Below are 16,930 nucleotides of genomic sequence, written 5' to 3'. Positions count from 1 at the left end.
TTTGCCCAGGTGATGTAACCCGTCAGTAACTTACCTCTGGTCTGGCGGGTGCCTGGGGGTTACCCTCTTATCTGTGACTGCCAGTAACACCACCACCGCGCGGCAAGAACCCGACTACGACGTCCTCGTGGTCGGATCCGGGTTCGGCGGCAGCGTCGCGGCGTTGCGGCTGACCGAGAAGGGCTACCGCGTCGCGGTGGTCGAGGCGGGCAGGCGCTTCGCCGACGACGAGTTCGCCAAGACGTCCTGGGACCTCAAGCGCTACCTCTGGGCCCCGCAGCTCGGCTGCTACGGCATCCAGCGCATCCACATGCTCAACGACGTGATGGTGCTGGCCGGCGCTGGCGTCGGCGGCGGTTCGCTGGTGTACGCGAACACGCTGTACCGGCCGCTCAAGCCGTTCTACCAAGACCGGCAGTGGGCGCACATCACCGACTGGGAAAGCGAACTCGCGCCGCACTACGACCAGGCCAGCCGCATGCTCGGTGTCGTCACGAACCCGACGATCACGCCGTCCGACGTGGTGATGCGGGACGTCGCGAAGAAGATGGGCGTCGAGGATTCGTTCCACGCCACGCCGGTCGGGGTGTATTTCGGCAAGCCCGGCGAGACCGTGAAGGACCCGTTCTTCGGGGGTGCCGGACCGGATCGGGTCGGCTGTACCGAATGCGGTTCGTGCATGACCGGATGTCGGGTCGGCGCGAAAAACACGCTGGTGAAGAACTATTTGTACCTCGCGGAGAAAGACGGCGCGAAGGTCATTCCGCTCACCACGGTGACGTCGGTGAGCCCGCGCAGCAACGGTTACGCGATCACGCTGCAGAAGACCGGCACGCGTTCGCGGCGCTTCCGGACCACGGTCACGGCGACGCAGGTGGTGTTCGCCGCCGGCACCTGGGGTACGCAGAACCTGTTGCACCGCATGAAGGACACGGCCGCGCTGCCTAAATTGTCGCAGCGGCTCGGGGAATTGACGCGGACGAATTCCGAGGCGATTATCGGCGCGGCCCGGACCACTGTGGACGAAAACCGGGACTTCAGCCGCGGCGTCGCGATTACCTCGTCGATCCATCCGGACGAGAACACGCACATCGAACCGGTGCGCTACGGCAAGGGCAGCAACGCGATGAGCCTGCTGCAAACCGTGGCCACCGACGGGTCTTCGAGCGTTCCGCGCTGGCGGCAGGCGGTCACGTTCCTGGTCAAGCACCCGGTGCAGTCGGCGAAACTGCTGAACGCGTACCGGTGGAGCGAGCGCACGGTGATCCTGCTGGTGATGCAGAGCCTCGACAACTCCATCACCACCTACACCCGGCGCGGCCTGTTCGGACGGCGGAAGTACACGTCGAAACAGGGCCACGGCGAACCGAACCCGAGCTTCATCCCGGCCGGGCACGAGGCGAACGTCCTGACCGCGGAACGGATCGGCGGCATGCCCGGCGGCACCTGGGGCGAGGTGTTCGACATCCCGCTCACCGCGCATTTCATCGGCGGCGTGCCGATCGGCGACAGCGCCGACAGCGGTGTCATCGACCCGTACCACCGGGTGTACGGCTATCCCGGATTGTCCGTTGTGGACGGTTCGGCGATCACCGCGAACCTCGGGGTGAACCCGTCGCTCACGATCGCCGCGCAGGCGGAGCGGGCGTTCTCGTTCTGGCCCAACAAGGGCGAGGACGACCAGCGGCCGGAGCAGAGCAACGGGTACGCGCGGCTGGAGCCGGTCGCGCCGAAGAACCCGGCGGTTCCGGCGAACGCTCCCGCGGCGTTGCGCCGCTGATTAAGCTCGCCCAGTGACCACTACGGCGCTGGAGCGAATCCGGGAACTGCACGACGAATGGACACGGGTCGCCAAGGCGATGCCGGAGGCGGCGTTCGGCGAGCCGAGCGCGTTGCCCGGCTGGACGCGCGCGCATCTGCTGACCCATCTGGCGCGCAACGCCGACGCCCTCGGCAACCTGCTGACCTGGGCCGAAACCGGGGTCGAACAGTCGATGTACGGCCCCGGCAACGCCCGTGACGACGAGATCGACGCCGGTGCCGGTCGTGCTCCGGCGGAGATCGTGGCCGACCTGGCTGCGTCCGGGAAGCGGATGACCGACCACGCCGCGCGGCTGCCGGACGAGGTGTGGTCGGCACGGGTGCGGCACCGGCACGGCGGCGAGATGACCGGCGCGGACGTGCTCACGTTGCGGCTGTCCGAGACCACGATTCACCTCGCCGACCTCGACGCCGGCCACGATTTCGACAGCGCCACCTCATTGCTCGGCGAGCATCTCGACGCGGTAGTCGCCACCCTGATCCGGATGTGCCCGCGTCCGCTGCCTTCGTTCCGCATCACCGACGGCGTGCGCACCTGGACCCTCGGAGACGGCGGCGAGCTGGTCACCGGCACGCCGGGCGCGGTGCTGGCCTGGCTCACCGGTCGCGGCGACAGCTCCGCGCTTTCCGGGCCGGTGCCGGAGATGGTGCCGCTGATCTGACCTCAGCCGGACTGCCGGGCGGCGGCGAGTTCGTCGTCGTCGCCGACGATGCCCAGCTGCTGCAGGAGGGCGAGCCGGTCGGTCTGGATGTCGAGGTCGCAGATCCGGCCGCCGGTCACCCGCGCCAGGAGGAAACCGCGCCACGTTCCGCTTTTGCCGGTCGCGAAGCCTCTGCGGTAGTAGCCGGTGTTGGTGGCGGTGAGCGTCACCGTGGCGGCGGCCCGATCGCCTTCGGCGAGCACGGAATCGAGGTCGACGCGCAGGTCCGGGAACGCGGTCAGCATCTGCGTCCAGCCGGCGCGGAAGGCGGCCAGCCCGCCGGTCGGCGCGTCGACCACGACCGGGCCCGCCTCGGTCACGTCTTCGGCCACCACGGTGTCCAGCTCGCTGAGGTCGTGGCTGTTGACGATCGAGACGAAACGGCGCAGGACGGTCTTGGGGTCAGTCATGGTTCCTCGATTCTTACGCTGTAAGAGACGACTGTAGTGGTACCTTACGGCGTAAGAAACGTCAAGGGGGACCGGTGGCCGATCGGAGGGCCCGGCCGCGCGCCGGGCTGACCAGGGAGCGGGTCGTGGACGCCGCGCTCGCGTTCGCGGACGAGCACGGCGTCGCCGCGCTGTCGATGCGCAAGCTCGGCGCGGAACTCGGCGTGGAGGCGATGACGCTCTACCACTACGTCCCGAACAAGGAAGCGCTGTTCGACGCGCTCATCGACCGGCTCGTCTCGGCGCTGGCCGGGATCGAGCCGGAGCCGGGCGAGCGCGGGCAGCAGTGGCTGGGCCGGGTGGCACGGGCGTACAGGGAGCAGCTGCTCGCGCATCCGGGCGTGCTGCCGCTCGCCGCGACCCGCCCCGCGGTCAGCCCGGACTCGCTGCAGGTGATCGAAACCGCATTGCGGCTGCTTGAGTTGCCGCCGGCGCGCGGACTCGACATGGTGAACGCCGTGATGACTTTCGTCCTCGGCCACACGCTCGCCGAGGCTGGCCGGACACCCGGCACTCAGTCCGATGTGGACAGTCTGGAACGCCTGGACGCGGACCGCTTTCCGCTGCTCGCGCAAGCGCTGCGGGACGGGGCCCGGCACGGCGAGCGGTTCGAATTCGCCCTTCGGGCATTACTGGCCGGACTCTTCGCAACCGACCCGCGGTCTGAGGCGTCTGAATGAACATGACACTGGGGAGAAGGACGTTCTTGCGCGCCGCCGGGCTGACGGCGGTCGGCGCGGTGGCCGCCGCGTGCACGACGAAACCAGGGCCGCCGGTGCCGCAGACCAGCCCGACGTCGAGAGCGTCTGTACCGCCGAGCACCAGCTCGAAGCCGTCCGGGCCGCCGGACTGGAACGCGTTGCGTGCCAAGCTCTCCGGGGACCTCGTGGTGTCCGGCGACAGCGGATTCGCCACCGCGAAGCGGGCGTTCAATCCGCTTTTCGACGGGCATAACCCGGCTGCGGTCGCGAAATGCGCGAAACCGGAGGACGTGCAGGCGTGCGTTGAAGCTGCTGGCGGACGGCTCCCGCTGGCCGCGCGCAGCGGTGGGCACAGTTATGCCGGGTACTCGGCTCCGGATGGCGGATTGGTGATCGACGTCGGCGGCATGGCCGGGGTGGACGTCCAGGGCGACCAGGTCGTGATCGGCGCGGGCGCGAAACTCGGCGACGTCTATTCGGAGCTGGCGAAAGCGGGCCGTTGCCTGCCCGCGGGTTCGTGTCCGACGGTCGGCATCGCCGGGCTCGCACTCGGCGGCGGTATCGGCGTATTGACCCGCAAATACGGTTTGACCTGCGACCGGCTGCAGTCCGCGCAGATCGTTACGCCGGACGGCAAGCTGCGTACGGTGAGCGCGCAATCCGACGACGACCTGTTCTGGGCGCTTCGCGGCGGCGGGGGCGGAAACTTCGGCGTGGTCACGTCGTTCACCTTCTCCACCGTGGAAGCGCCGACTATCACGGTGTTTTCGCTGAAGTTCCCGTCCGGTTCGGCGAGCGACGTGGTCGACGCGTGGCAGCGCTGGCTGCCGGGTGCGCCGCCCGAATTGTGGTCCAATTGCGTGGTTTCCGGCGGTTCGAGCGGGGCTTGCCGGATCGGCGGGGCGTTTGTCGGCAGCCAGTCGGGCCTGACGTCGGCGCTCAGCGGATTGTCCGTGACGCCGTCCAGCCGCACGATGAAAACCCTCGGCTACGGCGGGGCGATGAACTATTTCTCCGGAAGTTCGGAACGGCAGACGTTTGTGGCATCGTCGCGGATCATCACCGATCCGGTGGACGGAGGGAAGGTCGCGGATCTCGCGTCCGGGCACAAGGGAATGGACCTGCTCATCGACGGTCTCGGCGGCGCGGTGGGCGAACTCGCGCCGACCGCGACGGCCTTCCCGCACCGGAAAGCGCTGGCGAGCATCCAGGTCTACGCACCGGCCACCGCGAGCAGCCAGGAGAACGCGCGCAAGTCAGTGTCCTCTGTGGTCTCAGGGCTGGCGGATGCGGGCGCGCGTGGCGGCTACGTGAACTACATCGACCCGGATCTGCCGGACTGGAAGTCAGCCTATTACGGCGACAACGCGGCCCGGCTGGACCAGGTGGCGAAAAAATACGATCCCAACGGGGTTTTCAAGTTCGCTCAGTCTGCGTGAGGAGGGGCCAGACGTAACGCACGTCTGGCTCGCCTTCTTCATTCCGCTGCCCATCGGTGTATTCGACGGCGACGAAGCCGTGGCGGCGGTAAAACCGTTGCGCTGACTCGTTGACCTGAAACGTCCACAGAGTCAGGCCGTCTGGACGGAGCTGTTTGGCCAAGCCCACCAGCTGATCGCCGATTCCCCGTCCGCGCCACGGCGGGTCGAGGTAGAGCTGCGCCAACTCCGCGCCGTCGAGCACCAAAAGACCGGCCACAGTGGATTCGGCGACCGCGACCCAGGTTTCCTGCTGCGGCAGCACGACATTCGCGAACCACCAGCGGACTTCGTCGTCATCGTGCGCGCGGCGCACCGACGGCAGCGCGGCGGTAAACGACCGCAGCCACACGTCGGCGACGTTGCGTGCGTCGGCGGCCGTTGCCCGCCGAAGGTCCACTGTGGTCAGAGGTCTACTCCGGTGAAGACCGTCACCCGCTCCTCGGTCAGATCGTGCATCGCCGACAGCACGCCCTCCCGGCCGACACCGGAACCCTTTACCCCGCCGTACGGCATCTGATCCGCGCGATACGACGGCACGTCGCCGATGATCACGCCGCCCACTTCCAGCTCCGCCGACGCATGGAACGCCAGCTGCACATCGCTGGTGAACACCCCGGCCTGCAGCCCATACGCGGACGCGTTCACCGAAGCGAAAGCCTCGTCCACACCGTCCACAATGGATACGGCGAGCACCGGCCCGAAGATTTCCTCCGACCAGGCCTTGGCGTCCGCTGGCACGTCGGTCAGCAGGGTCGGCGCAACCGTTGCGCCAGAACGGGTTCCGCCGGTCAGCAGCCGCGCGCCACCGGCCACGGCCTCCTCGACCCACGCGACGATCCGTTCCGCGGCCGCCTCGTCGACGACCGGGCCGACGTCGGTGTTGCGGTCGTACGGGTCGCCGGTCTGCTGCGCCTCGACGGCCTCGGTCAGCGCGGGCACGAACTCGTCCGCGATCGCCGCGTCCACGATCACCCGCTGCACCGCGATGCACGACTGTCCGGCCTGGTAGTTCCCGAACGTCGCGATCCGCTGCGCGGCACCCTCGACGTCCGGCCAGTCCCGCAATACGACCGCCGCCGCGTTGCCGCCCAGTTCGAGCACCACGTGCTTGCGCGCCGCCGCGTCCGCGATCGACCAGCCGACCGGGCCCGATCCGGTGAACGACACCACCGGCAGCCGAGGGTCGGCGACCAGCGCCTGCGTCTCCTCGTTTCCCAGCGGCAGCACGGAAAACGCGCCTTCCGGCAGGTCGGTTTCGGCGAGCAGTTCGCCGAGCACGAGCGAGGACAGCGGCGTCCGCGGCGCGGGCTTGATGATGATCGGCGCGCCGACCGCGAGCGCGGGTGCGACCTTGTGCGCCACCAGATTCAGCGGGAAGTTGAACGGCGCGATCCCGAGCACCGGCCCGCGCGGCACCCGGCGGGTCAGCGCGAGCCGGGCGTCGCCGGACGGGTCGGCGTCGAGCCGCTGCATGTCGCCGCTGAACCGGCGCGCCTCTTCGGCGGCGATGCGGAACACCGACACCGCGCGCTTGACCTCGGCCTCGGCCCACTTCAACGGCTTGCCGTTCTCGGCCGTGATCACCTCGGCGAGTTCCTCGGCGCGCATCGCGAGCCCGCGCGAAACGTGCTCCAGCGCGGCCGCACGCTGGTGCGCGGGAGTCCGCCGGAACTCCTTCGCGACCGCGGCCGCCGCGGCCACCGCCCGTTCGACCTGGTCGGCGCCGGGCACCGCGACCGTCGCCACTTCGCTGCCGTCGAACGGGTGGTGCACCACGAGGGTGCTCGCGCCCTGCTCAGCCTGACCGGCGATCCACGCGGCCCGCGGCTGTGGGGTGATCGTGTCCATGCGCATCAAGGTATTAGGCGGCTCCGGGCCCGGCACGCCGGACTCGGTCCTTCTTTTGTGGCACCTGTCCTGGCCCCGAGATGACATTTATCGGGGGTGTCCGGCGCGCGTCCGTCATATCGTCAGCCCATGACCAACTCGGTTGCTTCTCGCTGGTCCGCCACGCCGGTCGGAGCCTTCTTCGCGCGCGTCGGAACACCGCGCCGTCCGGTGCTGACCGGCGCGGTGTTCCTCGTGACCGCAGCCGTGCTCATCGCCCAGCTGGCGGACCCGTCCCTCTTCGACCGCTTCAAGCGCGACGCCACCGCGATCGACGCCGGCGAGTGGTGGCGGCTGCTCACCGGGATGTTCTTCCAGGACGGCAAGCTTTTCGGTGGGATTTTCAACCTGGTCGCCCTGGCCGCGGTGGGCACGTTCGCGGAATGGTGCCTCGGCCGGATGTCCTGGTTCATCGTGTACTTCGGGTGCGGGCTGTTCGGGCAGTTCCTGAGCTACGTCTGGCTGAACCCGGTGGGGGCGGGGAACTCGATGTGCGTCGCCGGGCTGCTTGGCGTGCTCGCCGTGGTCGTGCTGCGTGCCGATGGGGCGCCTCCGGGGCTGTACCGGGCGGCGTTGCTGATCGCTCCGCTGGCCGTGCTCGACACAGTGCTGCACGACAACCACGGCCTGCCCGCACTGCTCGGGATGGTGCTGGGGTTGCTGGTCACCGGTTTCGGTAAAGGTCGCGCAGCAGCAGGATCTCCGCGCAGTGATGGATCATCTCTCGGTTGATGTGCAAGACCAGCGCGGCCATCGACAGCTCCGCGTACGGCCCTTCAGCCGGACCGCACGGGCGAGCCAACGCTTCGGCGTCGAGGCTGCGTACGCCGGCGATCCAGGTCGCGTACGCGTCGTCGAGCTGCTTCAGCGCTTCGTCGGCAGTGCCCGCGTACGGGAAGTCCTGATAGGACACCGGCGGCCCGCCGAAGTGCGACGCGGAGCGCATGCCCAGCACGCCCGGGATGATGTGGCCCAGCCGCCACGCGATGGTGGTCACCGGCGGCGGGGTCGGTTCCGGGAACGAGAAGTCGATGGTGAAGTCGCCGGTGCCCGGATCGCTCTCGCTCGTGCGCGGGTGCACGGTCCAGCAGTCCGCGACCGGCTGCCAGAAGTACTCGTCGTCGGTGAGCCCGTCCAGCTTCGGGCGCACGTGGTGCTGCCAGTGCCAGTCGAGCTGTTCGGTCAGTTCGTTGGTCCAGTCGTTGGTCATGCGGGCACGGTAAGCCGGTTCGCGGACGACGGCTGTCCTCATTACGGGGGCATTGCCGACGTGACGGGGCCCACCTGGGACGATGGTGGCAAAAGCGCTGATACCTGGAGGTCTTGGGTGGCCACTCCCACCGGTCCGGTACTCGTCATGGACTTCGGGGCGCAGTACGCGCAGCTGATCGCCCGTCGCGTGCGCGAGGCGCAGGTCTTCTCCGAGGTCGTGCCGTCCAGCTCGACCGTCGAGGAGCTGCTGGCCAAGAACCCGTCCGCGATCATCCTGTCCGGCGGCCCGTCGAGCGTGTACGCCGAGGGTGCCCCGGCGATGGACCCGAAGCTGGTCGAGGCCGGCGTGCCGATCCTCGGCATCTGCTACGGCCATCAGCTGCTCGCCCGCGCCCTCGGCGGCGTCGTCGAGCCGACCGGCGTGCGCGAGTTCGGCCGCACCGACGTGCGGATCGTCGGCGAGGGAGGCGTCCTGCACACCGGGCTGCCCGGCCACCAGACGGCGTGGATGAGCCACAACGACAGCGTCACCAAGGCTCCCGAGGGTTCGGTCGTCACGGCCAGCTCCGACGGTGCCGAGGTGGCCGGTTTCGAGGACGTCGAGCGGCGTTTCGCCGGCGTGCAGTACCACCCGGAAGTGGCGCACTCGCCGCACGGCCAGGAGGTGCTGCGCCGGTTCCTGTACGACATCGCCGGCGTCCAGCCCGGGTGGACCACTTCGTCCATTGTGGACGAACAGGTCGCCGCGGTCGCCGCGCAGATCGGCGACGGACGGGCGATTTGCGGGCTGTCCGGCGGCGTTGACTCCGCGGTCGCGGCCGCGCTCGTGCAGCGCGCCATCGGCGACCGGCTGACCTGCGTGTTCGTGGACCACGGCCTGCTGCGCTCGGGGGAGCGCACCCAGGTGGAGCGCGATTTCGTGGCCGCCACCGGCGTCAACCTGGTCACCGTGGACGCGCGCGAGCGGTTCCTGAACGCGCTGGCCGGCGTCACCGACCCGGAGCAGAAGCGCAAGATCATCGGCCGCGAGTTCATCCGCGTGTTCGAGCAGGCCGAGCGCGACCTCAAGGCACAGGGCGACTACCGGTTCCTCGTGCAGGGCACGCTGTACCCGGACGTGGTCGAGTCCGGCGGCGGCGAGGGCACCGCGAACATCAAGAGCCACCACAACGTCGGCGGCCTGCCGGACGACCTGCAGTTCGAGCTGGTCGAACCGCTGCGGCTGCTGTTCAAGGACGAGGTCCGCCGGGTCGGGCTCGAACTGGGGCTGCCCGCGACGATCGTGCAGCGCCAGCCGTTCCCGGGCCCGGGTCTCGGCATCCGGATCATCGGCGAGGTGACCGCGGACCGCCTGGAGACCCTGCGCGAGGCGGACGCGATCGCCCGCGAGGAACTCACCGCGGCCGGGCTGGACCAGGAGATCTGGCAGTGCCCGGTGGTGCTGCTCGCGGACGTCCGCAGCGTCGGCGTCCAGGGCGACGGCCGTACGTACGGTCACCCGATCGTACTGCGCCCGGTGTCGTCGGAGGACGCGATGACCGCCGACTGGACGCGGCTGCCGTACGAGGTGCTGGAGCGGATCTCGACTCGGATCACGAACGAGGTGTCCGAGGTCAACCGCGTGGTGCTGGACGTGACGAGCAAGCCGCCGGGCACGATCGAGTGGGAATGACATAAGAAAACGGGGCCCGGACATCCGGGCCCCGTTTTTTGTGTTCTCAGGGACGTCGTTTGCGGAACGACGCACCGAGCATCAGGATCCCGCAGAACACCGCGCCGCCCGCGATGATCCAGCGGAAGTCGAAGGTGGGCAGCCAGCTGGAGCCGTCGGTGAGGACGTACCCGGACACCAGCAGGGTCGCGACCCCGACGATCAGCGTGATCCAGTCGACCCCGCGGCGGCGGGCCGGGGCCTCGGGCTCGTCGTAGGAGTAAGGGTTCTCAGCCACGGCGCACCTCCACCTGGCCCACGCCGTTGGTGACGTGGAGCGTGATCTTCTGTCCGCCGACGTTGTCGTCGCCGTTGTCGGTCCCGGTGATGGCCGGCTGGCCTACGCCGTTGGACGTGCGGTTCAGGCAGTCGACCTCACCGGCGCTGTTCTCGCAGGTGAAGGTCACGTCCGCGGTGCGCGGCACGATCACCTCGGTGTTCCCGGCGCCGTTGGAGACCGTCGTGGTGATCGGGTCGCTCGCGGGCAGCTGGGTCAGGTCGATCCGCATGTTCCCGGCCGTGTGCCGGTACACCGGCTGCAGCTCGGCCACCGTATGCGGGGTGGCGGTCAGATCGCCGACGCCGCCGCGCACGTCGAGGTTGTCGAACGTGCTGGTCGTGAGCACCATCCCGGCGACCGAAAGCGGGATCGCGAGCCCGATCAGGCCGCGAGCGCCGCGGACGAACGCCCCGGCCACGAGCCCGATGCCGAGCACCGCGAGCGTCAAGCCGATGATGTGCCGCAGCGAGAACCAGTCGAACCCGTTCAGCGCGAGCGCGACGCCGACGCCGGCCACGATCACCGCGATGCCGAACGTAGCGGCCCCGATCTTGGACCGCCGCCGCGGCGTCCTCGGCGCGGAGTCGTTGTAGTCGCCGCTCGGCGGCGGAGGCGGTGGCGGCGCCGCCGGGTCAGGCAGATCCCAGCCCGCCGGGTCGGCGGCCAGCGGATCCCAGCCCGGTGCCGCCGCCGCGGGAGTCGGGGTGTCGCTGTTCATCGTGAAAGCTCCGGTTCCGGAAGCGGTTCCGTCCGCCGCGAACGCGACGACCGGCGCCGGTCGGTTGTCCTGCCCGCGGGTGCGATGCAGGAGGTAAAGGCACGTGGCGAGCAACGCGAACCCGATCAGGCCGCCGCCGTCGAACCAGCCACCGCCGAACGTCCACCCGACCACCGGAATCAACGCGACCGTCAGCACGGCCGCGAACGCCTTGGTCATGGTCGACCGCCCCCGGCCGATCAACGCCTCGAAGCCGGAAACCTCGTCGCCCTCCCCCGGGAAGAACAGCCACCCGAGCAGGTAAAGCACCAGCCCGAACCCCCCGAAGACGGTCGCCGCCGCCAACGCGACCCGAATCACCACCGGATCGATCCCGTAGCGATCCCCCAGCCCAGCCGCGACCCCCGCGACCTTCCGCCCCGAGTGCGGCCGCCGGGGCCGGCTGGCCCAGAAGTCCTTGACGGTCTCCTCGAACCCGTTCAACGGATTCGTGCGCGGAGGCCGCACGTCGTTCGCACCACTCATGCTTCACAGCATGGTCGATGGAGGGGGAGGGCACATCGGGGAAGGTCCCTGAGGTTATCCCCGAGATGGGGGCCTTGCCGGGGGTCTTCCGTTGGGAGGGGGCCAGCTCGCATGACCCACTCGGACCGAACGGTCGTGGCTCCTAGATCACGGGACGGTCGTCGACGCCGCCGAGGCAGACCCCTATTCGATCTTGCCGCCCGCGGTCAGCGTCGTAGCACGACCGGAGCTTTCGAACTTCGCGATGCGATCTTTGGCTGGCCTGATTCTCAGTTCCGGGGCAGCAGCTTGTCTAACGCCGTTGCGACGTCTTCGGCCTTTTCACACGCGGCTGCGGTGTCGTCGCCGATCAGCACGATCACCAAGGCGCGCGAGTCTGGTCCGACTTCCATTCCTATCTGGCAACCGCCTGGCGAGCCCAGCAGATCACGTTGCTCGATGAGCTTGCGCCCGTTGATATTTCCGTTGTGCGCGGAATGTGGGTCAAGGACGTTATCTGTGTACTTCTGGCCGTCCTGGAGCGCGATCCCAACTTCCGCCGCAGGATCCTTCGCGGCATTGACGGAGGTTCTCTTCGTCCGGCAGCTGCGGTTGGCGTCCGCGATGGACGGCCGAGCTGGCGGAAATCCTTGCCCGGACAGGATTTGATCGACTAGCTGACATTGGTCCAATGTGGCGAATGGGTTGGGGGAACTAGAGGCCGGATTGGCTGGCGCAGAAGCTGATGTGGTAGCTGTGCCAGTTCCATTGATCGAGTTTCCGCAGGCCGCTGCGTTGACTAGGGCCAGTGTGACGCTCAATGTCCTGGCGACTCGGCGAATATTGGCCACGATTTTTCCAGCTTCCATGGTGCGAGTCCCGGCCGACTGCGTTGGCGGAGTCAGTTCTTCGGGAGAAGGTTCCAGTTTGCCTGCTAGGTCCTCGGCGGTCTTGCACGAGGCAGTCGTGTCCGTGCCGCTGGTAACGTCGAGCACCGCGCGAGAGTTGGGTTCAACTGCCAAGAAAATCGAGCATTGGCCGCTTGACTGCAAGGGCTCGGGGTCTTCAGCGGACGGTCGACCGTTGAGCTTTCCGCTGCGAGCTTTTTCGGGATTTTGGATGTTTCCATGGGTGTCGCTTTGGGGAACCCCTTGCCAGCGAGGGCCTGGCCCAAGAGGGCGCATTGGTTCCGAGCGGCAAAGGGATTCCTGGACGCGGCTGAGGAAGCTGGTGTGCTCGGAGCTGCTTCGCCGTTGACGGAGTTGTCGCACGCGGTGACCAGGATGGCTGCGGTGTCCAACGTGAGAAGTACCCCTACGGTTCGCAATGCGACTTCCCGGGTGGCTGGGTCAGTTTTTCGGAAGAAGAGGGTCCAGCTTGACCGCCAGCTTTCGGGCTGCCTCGCATGCGACGTCGGTGTCGCTGCCGTTTGTGACATCAATAAGTGCGCGAGAGTTGGTCGCGACAGCCAACTTGATCAGGCATGATCCACTCGAGCCGAGTGGCTGGCGTTCCTCGATGAGGGGGCGGCCATTGACGTCGCCGGCGTGCGCCTTGCTGGGGTCGGCAACGTTGTCGGTGTAGCGCTGACCGTCCTGCAAGGTGAGGCCGATGACACCGGCGTCAGGTCCGTCTCCTGGCTTCTGGGACATGCAGGAGCGCTTTGAGTCGGCAACTGAGGGGGTCGCCTTGGGAAAACCTCGGCCGGCCAGGATTTGATCCAGCAAGGAGCACTGGTTTCTCGCGGCAAAAGGGTTTGCGGAAGAGGATGACGGCGCGGCGGTCGGAGAAGGTGTTTGGCCTGCTCCTGCGGTCCCGTCGACGGTCTTGTCGCACGCGGTCAGCAGCACCGTGGCCGCGCCGAGCAGGAAGAGGGTTTTCGGGACTCGCGATGCGATCATCAGTTGTTAATTTTCTTGTTGAGCTGATCGAATGACTTCTTGTGAGCATGGTCGGTTTCGCGGTAATTTTTGCGCGCGATGGCAAGAGCGTCTCTCGCGGTCTCAACCGCATCCCGCATTAGGACAAGGTTGGGCAGCATGGCTTCTCCGCCTCCGGCTGCTACTTCGACATTGAACCCCGCTACCAAGGTCGCGTACGGAGAACTGCCCATTTCGGCGAATTCAGTGAGGAGGGTCAGGTCGTGAATCATCGTCTTGTAGCCGTCGAGGAAAAAATTGCAGGCCTTCATGTAGGCGTTGAATCCAGCCTCATTGACCGCAAACGACCCGTTTTGTGCCAAGGTCTTCAGTGTGTGCCCGGCATCGCGCATCTTCTCGGCGGCTTCGTGGCTTCCGGGGCCCTCGGTGAGCCCCGCCAAGAAGGCGTTGCCCGCCGTGTCGGCTGCGGGAGAGCCGCCGGAGAGCGGCTCCGAGTTTACTTCGATTCCTGACATCAGCTGCTCCTGTGTCTACGTCTGCGCTCGAGATGCGGAGGCCATGGCATGCGCCAGGCAGCTGGCATCAACCACCGAGCACCGGCGGAGTGATCTTCTCCCCGTCCGGCCCGCGTTCCGGCTTGACCTCGAAGACCTCGTCCGGATCGACCTGTGTCGGGATCTTGTTCTTGTGTTCCTTGTCCTCTTCCTTCTTCTTCCCAGCCCCAGCAGCACCAGCGGCCCCAGCCGCACCCGGCTTGCCGCCCTTTCCGGCGTTCGCGGCCGCCGTAGCTCCGCGCTCAAGCCGTTCCGCCGCGCCCTTGCCGCCGCTCTCACCAGGCTTTCCAGCACCGCCCGAACCAGCGCCACCAGTCACCCGACCGCCAGCGCCACCCCGGCCAACACCGCCGCCCGACCGGCTGCGCGGCGTGTCCTCGCCAGGCTTCGCGACATTGCCCCCGCCCAGCGCGAGCCCGTCAGGGGACAGGCGGCCCAGCGGACCCGGCGTAGGCCGGGCATTGCCGCCGCCGGGCAGGCTGGGGTTGCTGAGCGGTCCGGTGCCGGTGTTGATGCCGGGTCCGGGGTTGTACGACACCCCGGGCGGAGGGCCAGCGGGGTTTCCGACGGACGGCGGACCGAAAGTGTTGGCAGCGGGACCGCCAAGCGGCGGATTCGTGCCAGTGAACCCAGTCGCAGGCCCGCCGTTACCCGGCCCGACATAAGGCCCACTAGAAGCCCCACCCGGCACCGTCACCGGCGCGGCACTACTGGCATGCGTGCTGTCGTTGTTCATCTGCGGCGGCGGAGAGTAAACCGGCTGCGTCGAAGACGTCTCGTGATACGTCGTGTCCAGCCCGTGCATCACCTGGACCGCCTGCTGGTGTGCCGCGTCAGCCTGTTGCTGCTTGGCCGCCACGTCACCCATCGCGATCACACCCTGCAACGGGTTGCCGCTCTGGAACTGCTCGGTCGCCTTGGCCATTTCGGCCTTCTGGTCGAACCCGGTCGGCTCCGGCATGTTCTTGTGCGCGTAATCAGCCGCCGCGGACTGCTGGGAGTAGCGGTTCGACACCAGCTGCATCGCGCTGCCGGTCTTCTCCGTGTGCTCGGCCGTGCTCTGGAAGAACGAATGCGCCTGGTTCGCGGCCGTCCCTTGCCACTCGGCGCCAGCGGTGTTGGCCGCGTCGCGGAACTGGTTGGAGACGTCGGCGAGCCAGTTGCCGTAGGTGTTCGTCACGCGGCTGCGGTCGTTGATGCCTTCGAAGTTCAAGCCCTCGTTGACCATTTTGTGCAGGTCGTCGTGGCTGTACGACGCGTAGTTCGCGTCCGGCGCCGGCGCGTCGCCCCGGGTTTGCTGGCCCTGGAGCAGCTGCTGGCCCTGCTGGACGGAGTACTGCGAGGCGTCCCGCTCAGTGGTGCCGCGGGTCTCCGGCGAGTCGACGCCGACGGAGAAGATCTGGTTCACGTTCTGCGTCCGGGCGTAGTAATCGCCCGCGGACTCGACGTGCTCCGCGCGATGTTGCTCCGTCATCCCCGGCCTCCCCGCCCCGTTTACGCACTGTGATCGCTCGCCCCCTGCATGGTACCGAGTCCCGGACGGCGGCAGGGAGGTTCGGGAAATTTCCGGAGCGGCCATCCGGGGGAATTGATCAGGGCCTTCCCCGATGTCCGGGCCGCGCTCGCGTGTGACGATGGAACTCGTGCAGGACTTTCTCGACATCAGTGCCCCAGGGCGGGTTTCCTCGGCCACCGAGGAGCCCTCGGCGCTCATGTCCGCCCAGGCGATGGAGGTCGCCGAACCGGAGGCGCGGCCCAAGATGTACCGGCGGCGCTCCGGGCGGGCCGTCGCGGGCGTCGCGAGCGGGCTCGCCGATCACCTCGGGGTTCCGGTCGTCTGGGTCCGCGTCGTGTTCGCGCTGCTGGCCGCGCTCAACGGGGCCGGGTTGCTCGCCTACGGCCTGCTCTGGGTGTTCGTGCCGCAGAGCGCCGAGGAAACCGAGACCGCGCCGAAGGCTCGCGACCGGCAGCAGGCGTACGGGCTGATCGCGCTCGGCATCGGGCTCGCGATCGCCAGCAGCACGCTCACCGGTGCGATCCGCGGCTGGGTCGCGGTGCCGCTCGCGCTCGCCGCGCTCGGTGCGGCGGTCGTCTGGCGGGAGGCGGACGAGTCGCAGCGGCGGCGCTGGCGCGTCGGCGCCCGCGACGGTCTGGTCGGGGAGGGCGGCCGGCTCGCGGCGTTCGTCCGGATTCTGGCCGGGGTCGCGCTGGTGGCCACCGGCATCGGCTTCGTGGTGTTCGCCAGCGGCGACTTCGACCAGGTCAAGTTCGCCCTGATCGCGGTGATCGCGACGCTGATCGGCGTCGCCGTGCTCACCGTCCCGTTCTGGCTGCGGCTGGTCCGCGACCTCGGCGAGGAGCGCCAGGCCCGCATCCGCACCGACGAACGCGCCGAGATCGCCGCCCACCTGCACGACTCGGTCCTGCAGACTCTCGCGCTGATCCAGCGCCAGGCCGACCAGCCCGCCGAGGTCGCCCGTCTCGCCCGCGGCCAGGAGCGCGAGCTGCGCGGCTGGCTGTACGGCCCCGGCGGCTACGGCAAGCCCAGCGACAAGCGGACCAAGGAAGAGGAAGAAGGCACCCGCCAGCAGCTGTCCGAAGCGCTCGCTGCGGCGTGCGGCGAGGTCGAGGACCAGTTCGCGATCTCGGTCGGCCAGGTCGTGGTCGGCGACGCCGAGCTGAACCCGCCGCTCACCGCGCTGGTGCAGGCGGCCCGCGAGGCGATCGTCAACGCGGCCAAACACGCGGGCGTCGCCGAGGTCAGCGTGTTCGCCGAGGTCGAGCCCACCGAGGTCACCGTCTTCGTGCGCGACCGCGGCAAGGGCTTCGACCCGGACGTCGTGCCCGCCGACCGGCACGGCCTCGCCGACTCGATCCGCGGCCGGATGGAACGCCACGGCGGCACCTGCAAACTGCGCACCGCGCCCGGCGAAGGCACCGAAGTCCAGCTCGCCATGCCGGTGAAGGCGGGCAAAGGGGTGGCATGACCTCGCTATGCTCGGGGGCAGGCGAAGCGAGGGAGTGGGGCAGT

The 16,930-nt window shown here is 68.4% G+C and carries 17 protein-coding genes; 7 read left to right on the top strand and 10 right to left on the bottom strand.

The features are described 5' to 3' along the window. The first annotated feature begins 73 nt into the window (after nucleotides 1-73). A complete protein-coding gene (locus ACFSVL_RS04990) occupies nucleotides 74-1,780 on the top strand; it encodes a GMC family oxidoreductase N-terminal domain-containing protein (RefSeq protein WP_378300911.1) in 1,707 nt (568 codons plus the stop codon). Between the two features lie 13 nt (nucleotides 1,781-1,793). Then, complete coding sequence (locus ACFSVL_RS04985) at nucleotides 1,794-2,483, top strand: maleylpyruvate isomerase family mycothiol-dependent enzyme (RefSeq protein ID WP_378300909.1); 690 nt, start codon at nucleotides 1,794-1,796, stop codon at nucleotides 2,481-2,483. 2 nt (nucleotides 2,484-2,485) lie between these two features. On the opposite strand, the gene ACFSVL_RS04980 is transcribed toward ACFSVL_RS04985, so the two are convergent. Beyond that, nucleotides 2,486-2,932 (bottom strand): ester cyclase, encoded by a 447-nt coding sequence (locus ACFSVL_RS04980; protein WP_378300907.1) that lies wholly within the window; start codon nucleotides 2,930-2,932, stop codon nucleotides 2,486-2,488. A gap of 74 nt (nucleotides 2,933-3,006) precedes the next feature. Between ACFSVL_RS04980 and ACFSVL_RS04975 the strand changes: the two genes are divergently transcribed. After that, nucleotides 3,007-3,651: a TetR/AcrR family transcriptional regulator C-terminal domain-containing protein gene (locus tag ACFSVL_RS04975; protein ID WP_378300905.1), complete on the top strand. Its 645-nt coding sequence runs from the start codon at nucleotides 3,007-3,009 to the stop codon at nucleotides 3,649-3,651. Further along, on the top strand, nucleotides 3,648-5,111 hold the full coding sequence (locus ACFSVL_RS04970; RefSeq protein ID WP_378300903.1) for an FAD-binding oxidoreductase: 1,464 nt from the start codon (nucleotides 3,648-3,650) through the stop codon (nucleotides 5,109-5,111). Before ACFSVL_RS04975 ends, ACFSVL_RS04970 begins: the two co-directional genes overlap by 4 nt. On the opposite strand, the gene ACFSVL_RS04965 is transcribed toward ACFSVL_RS04970, so the two are convergent. Together ACFSVL_RS04965 and ACFSVL_RS04960 are read right to left on the bottom strand one after the other, a co-directional pair. After that, on the bottom strand, nucleotides 5,089-5,550 hold the full coding sequence (locus tag ACFSVL_RS04965) for a GNAT family N-acetyltransferase (RefSeq protein WP_378300901.1): 462 nt from the start codon (nucleotides 5,548-5,550) through the stop codon (nucleotides 5,089-5,091). The genes ACFSVL_RS04970 and ACFSVL_RS04965 overlap by 23 nt on opposite strands. Before the next feature lie 5 nt (nucleotides 5,551-5,555). Then, entirely contained in the window at nucleotides 5,556-7,001 is a 1,446-nt protein-coding gene (locus ACFSVL_RS04960; RefSeq protein ID WP_378300899.1) for an aldehyde dehydrogenase family protein, read from the bottom strand. A 129-nt stretch (nucleotides 7,002-7,130) separates the two neighbouring features. Between ACFSVL_RS04960 and ACFSVL_RS04955 the strand changes: the two genes are divergently transcribed. Further along, nucleotides 7,131-7,772, top strand: coding sequence for a rhomboid family intramembrane serine protease (locus ACFSVL_RS04955; protein WP_378300897.1), 642 nt, complete (start codon nucleotides 7,131-7,133; stop codon nucleotides 7,770-7,772). On the opposite strand, the gene ACFSVL_RS04950 is transcribed toward ACFSVL_RS04955, so the two are convergent. Next, nucleotides 7,705-8,250, bottom strand: a complete 546-nt coding sequence (locus tag ACFSVL_RS04950; RefSeq protein ID WP_378300895.1) for a DinB family protein — start codon at nucleotides 8,248-8,250, stop codon at nucleotides 7,705-7,707. The two genes, ACFSVL_RS04955 and ACFSVL_RS04950, sit on opposite strands and share 68 nt — an antisense overlap. Before the next feature lie 117 nt (nucleotides 8,251-8,367). On the opposite strand from ACFSVL_RS04950, the gene guaA reads away from it, so the two are divergent. After that, nucleotides 8,368-9,924 carry a glutamine-hydrolyzing GMP synthase gene (gene guaA / locus ACFSVL_RS04945; RefSeq protein ID WP_378300893.1) on the top strand — a complete coding sequence of 519 codons (1,557 nt, stop codon included), beginning with the start codon at nucleotides 8,368-8,370 and terminating at the stop codon, nucleotides 9,922-9,924. 46 nt (nucleotides 9,925-9,970) lie between these two features. On the opposite strand, the gene ACFSVL_RS04940 is transcribed toward guaA, so the two are convergent. The 6 genes from ACFSVL_RS04940 to ACFSVL_RS04915 form a co-directional block, all read right to left on the bottom strand. Continuing rightward, on the bottom strand, nucleotides 9,971-10,201 hold the full coding sequence (locus ACFSVL_RS04940; RefSeq protein WP_037368646.1) for a hypothetical protein: 231 nt from the start codon (nucleotides 10,199-10,201) through the stop codon (nucleotides 9,971-9,973). Further along, the gene (locus tag ACFSVL_RS04935; RefSeq protein WP_378300891.1) at nucleotides 10,194-11,486 is read right to left on the bottom strand and encodes a PspC domain-containing protein; all 1,293 of its coding nucleotides are present in this window, start codon (nucleotides 11,484-11,486) and stop codon (nucleotides 10,194-10,196) included. Before ACFSVL_RS04935 ends, ACFSVL_RS04940 begins: the two co-directional genes overlap by 8 nt. A gap of 269 nt (nucleotides 11,487-11,755) precedes the next feature. Next, nucleotides 11,756-12,460, bottom strand: coding sequence for a DUF3558 family protein (locus ACFSVL_RS04930; RefSeq protein WP_378300889.1), 705 nt, complete (start codon nucleotides 12,458-12,460; stop codon nucleotides 11,756-11,758). A 354-nt stretch (nucleotides 12,461-12,814) separates the two neighbouring features. Beyond that, nucleotides 12,815-13,366: a DUF3558 family protein gene (locus ACFSVL_RS04925; RefSeq protein WP_378300887.1), complete on the bottom strand. Its 552-nt coding sequence runs from the start codon at nucleotides 13,364-13,366 to the stop codon at nucleotides 12,815-12,817. Beyond that, the gene (locus tag ACFSVL_RS04920) at nucleotides 13,366-13,860 is read right to left on the bottom strand and encodes a hypothetical protein (protein ID WP_378300885.1); all 495 of its coding nucleotides are present in this window, start codon (nucleotides 13,858-13,860) and stop codon (nucleotides 13,366-13,368) included. The genes ACFSVL_RS04925 and ACFSVL_RS04920 overlap by 1 nt, the downstream gene beginning before the upstream one ends. Nucleotides 13,861-13,927: 67 nt before the next feature. Further along, nucleotides 13,928-15,373 carry a hypothetical protein gene (locus ACFSVL_RS04915; RefSeq protein ID WP_378300883.1) on the bottom strand — a complete coding sequence of 482 codons (1,446 nt, stop codon included), beginning with the start codon at nucleotides 15,371-15,373 and terminating at the stop codon, nucleotides 13,928-13,930. A gap of 238 nt (nucleotides 15,374-15,611) precedes the next feature. Here ACFSVL_RS04915 and ACFSVL_RS04910 point away from each other — a divergent pair, with 238 nt between their 5' ends. Continuing rightward, complete coding sequence (locus ACFSVL_RS04910; RefSeq protein ID WP_378301972.1) at nucleotides 15,612-16,886, top strand: ATP-binding protein; 1,275 nt, start codon at nucleotides 15,612-15,614, stop codon at nucleotides 16,884-16,886. Nucleotides 16,887-16,930 lie beyond the last annotated feature (44 nt).

This window comes from Amycolatopsis silviterrae (assembly GCF_042684085.1).
GTDB classification, from domain to species: Bacteria; Actinomycetota; Actinomycetes; order Mycobacteriales; family Pseudonocardiaceae; genus Amycolatopsis; species Amycolatopsis silviterrae.
This window is presented reverse-complemented; position numbering and strand designations above follow the sequence as displayed.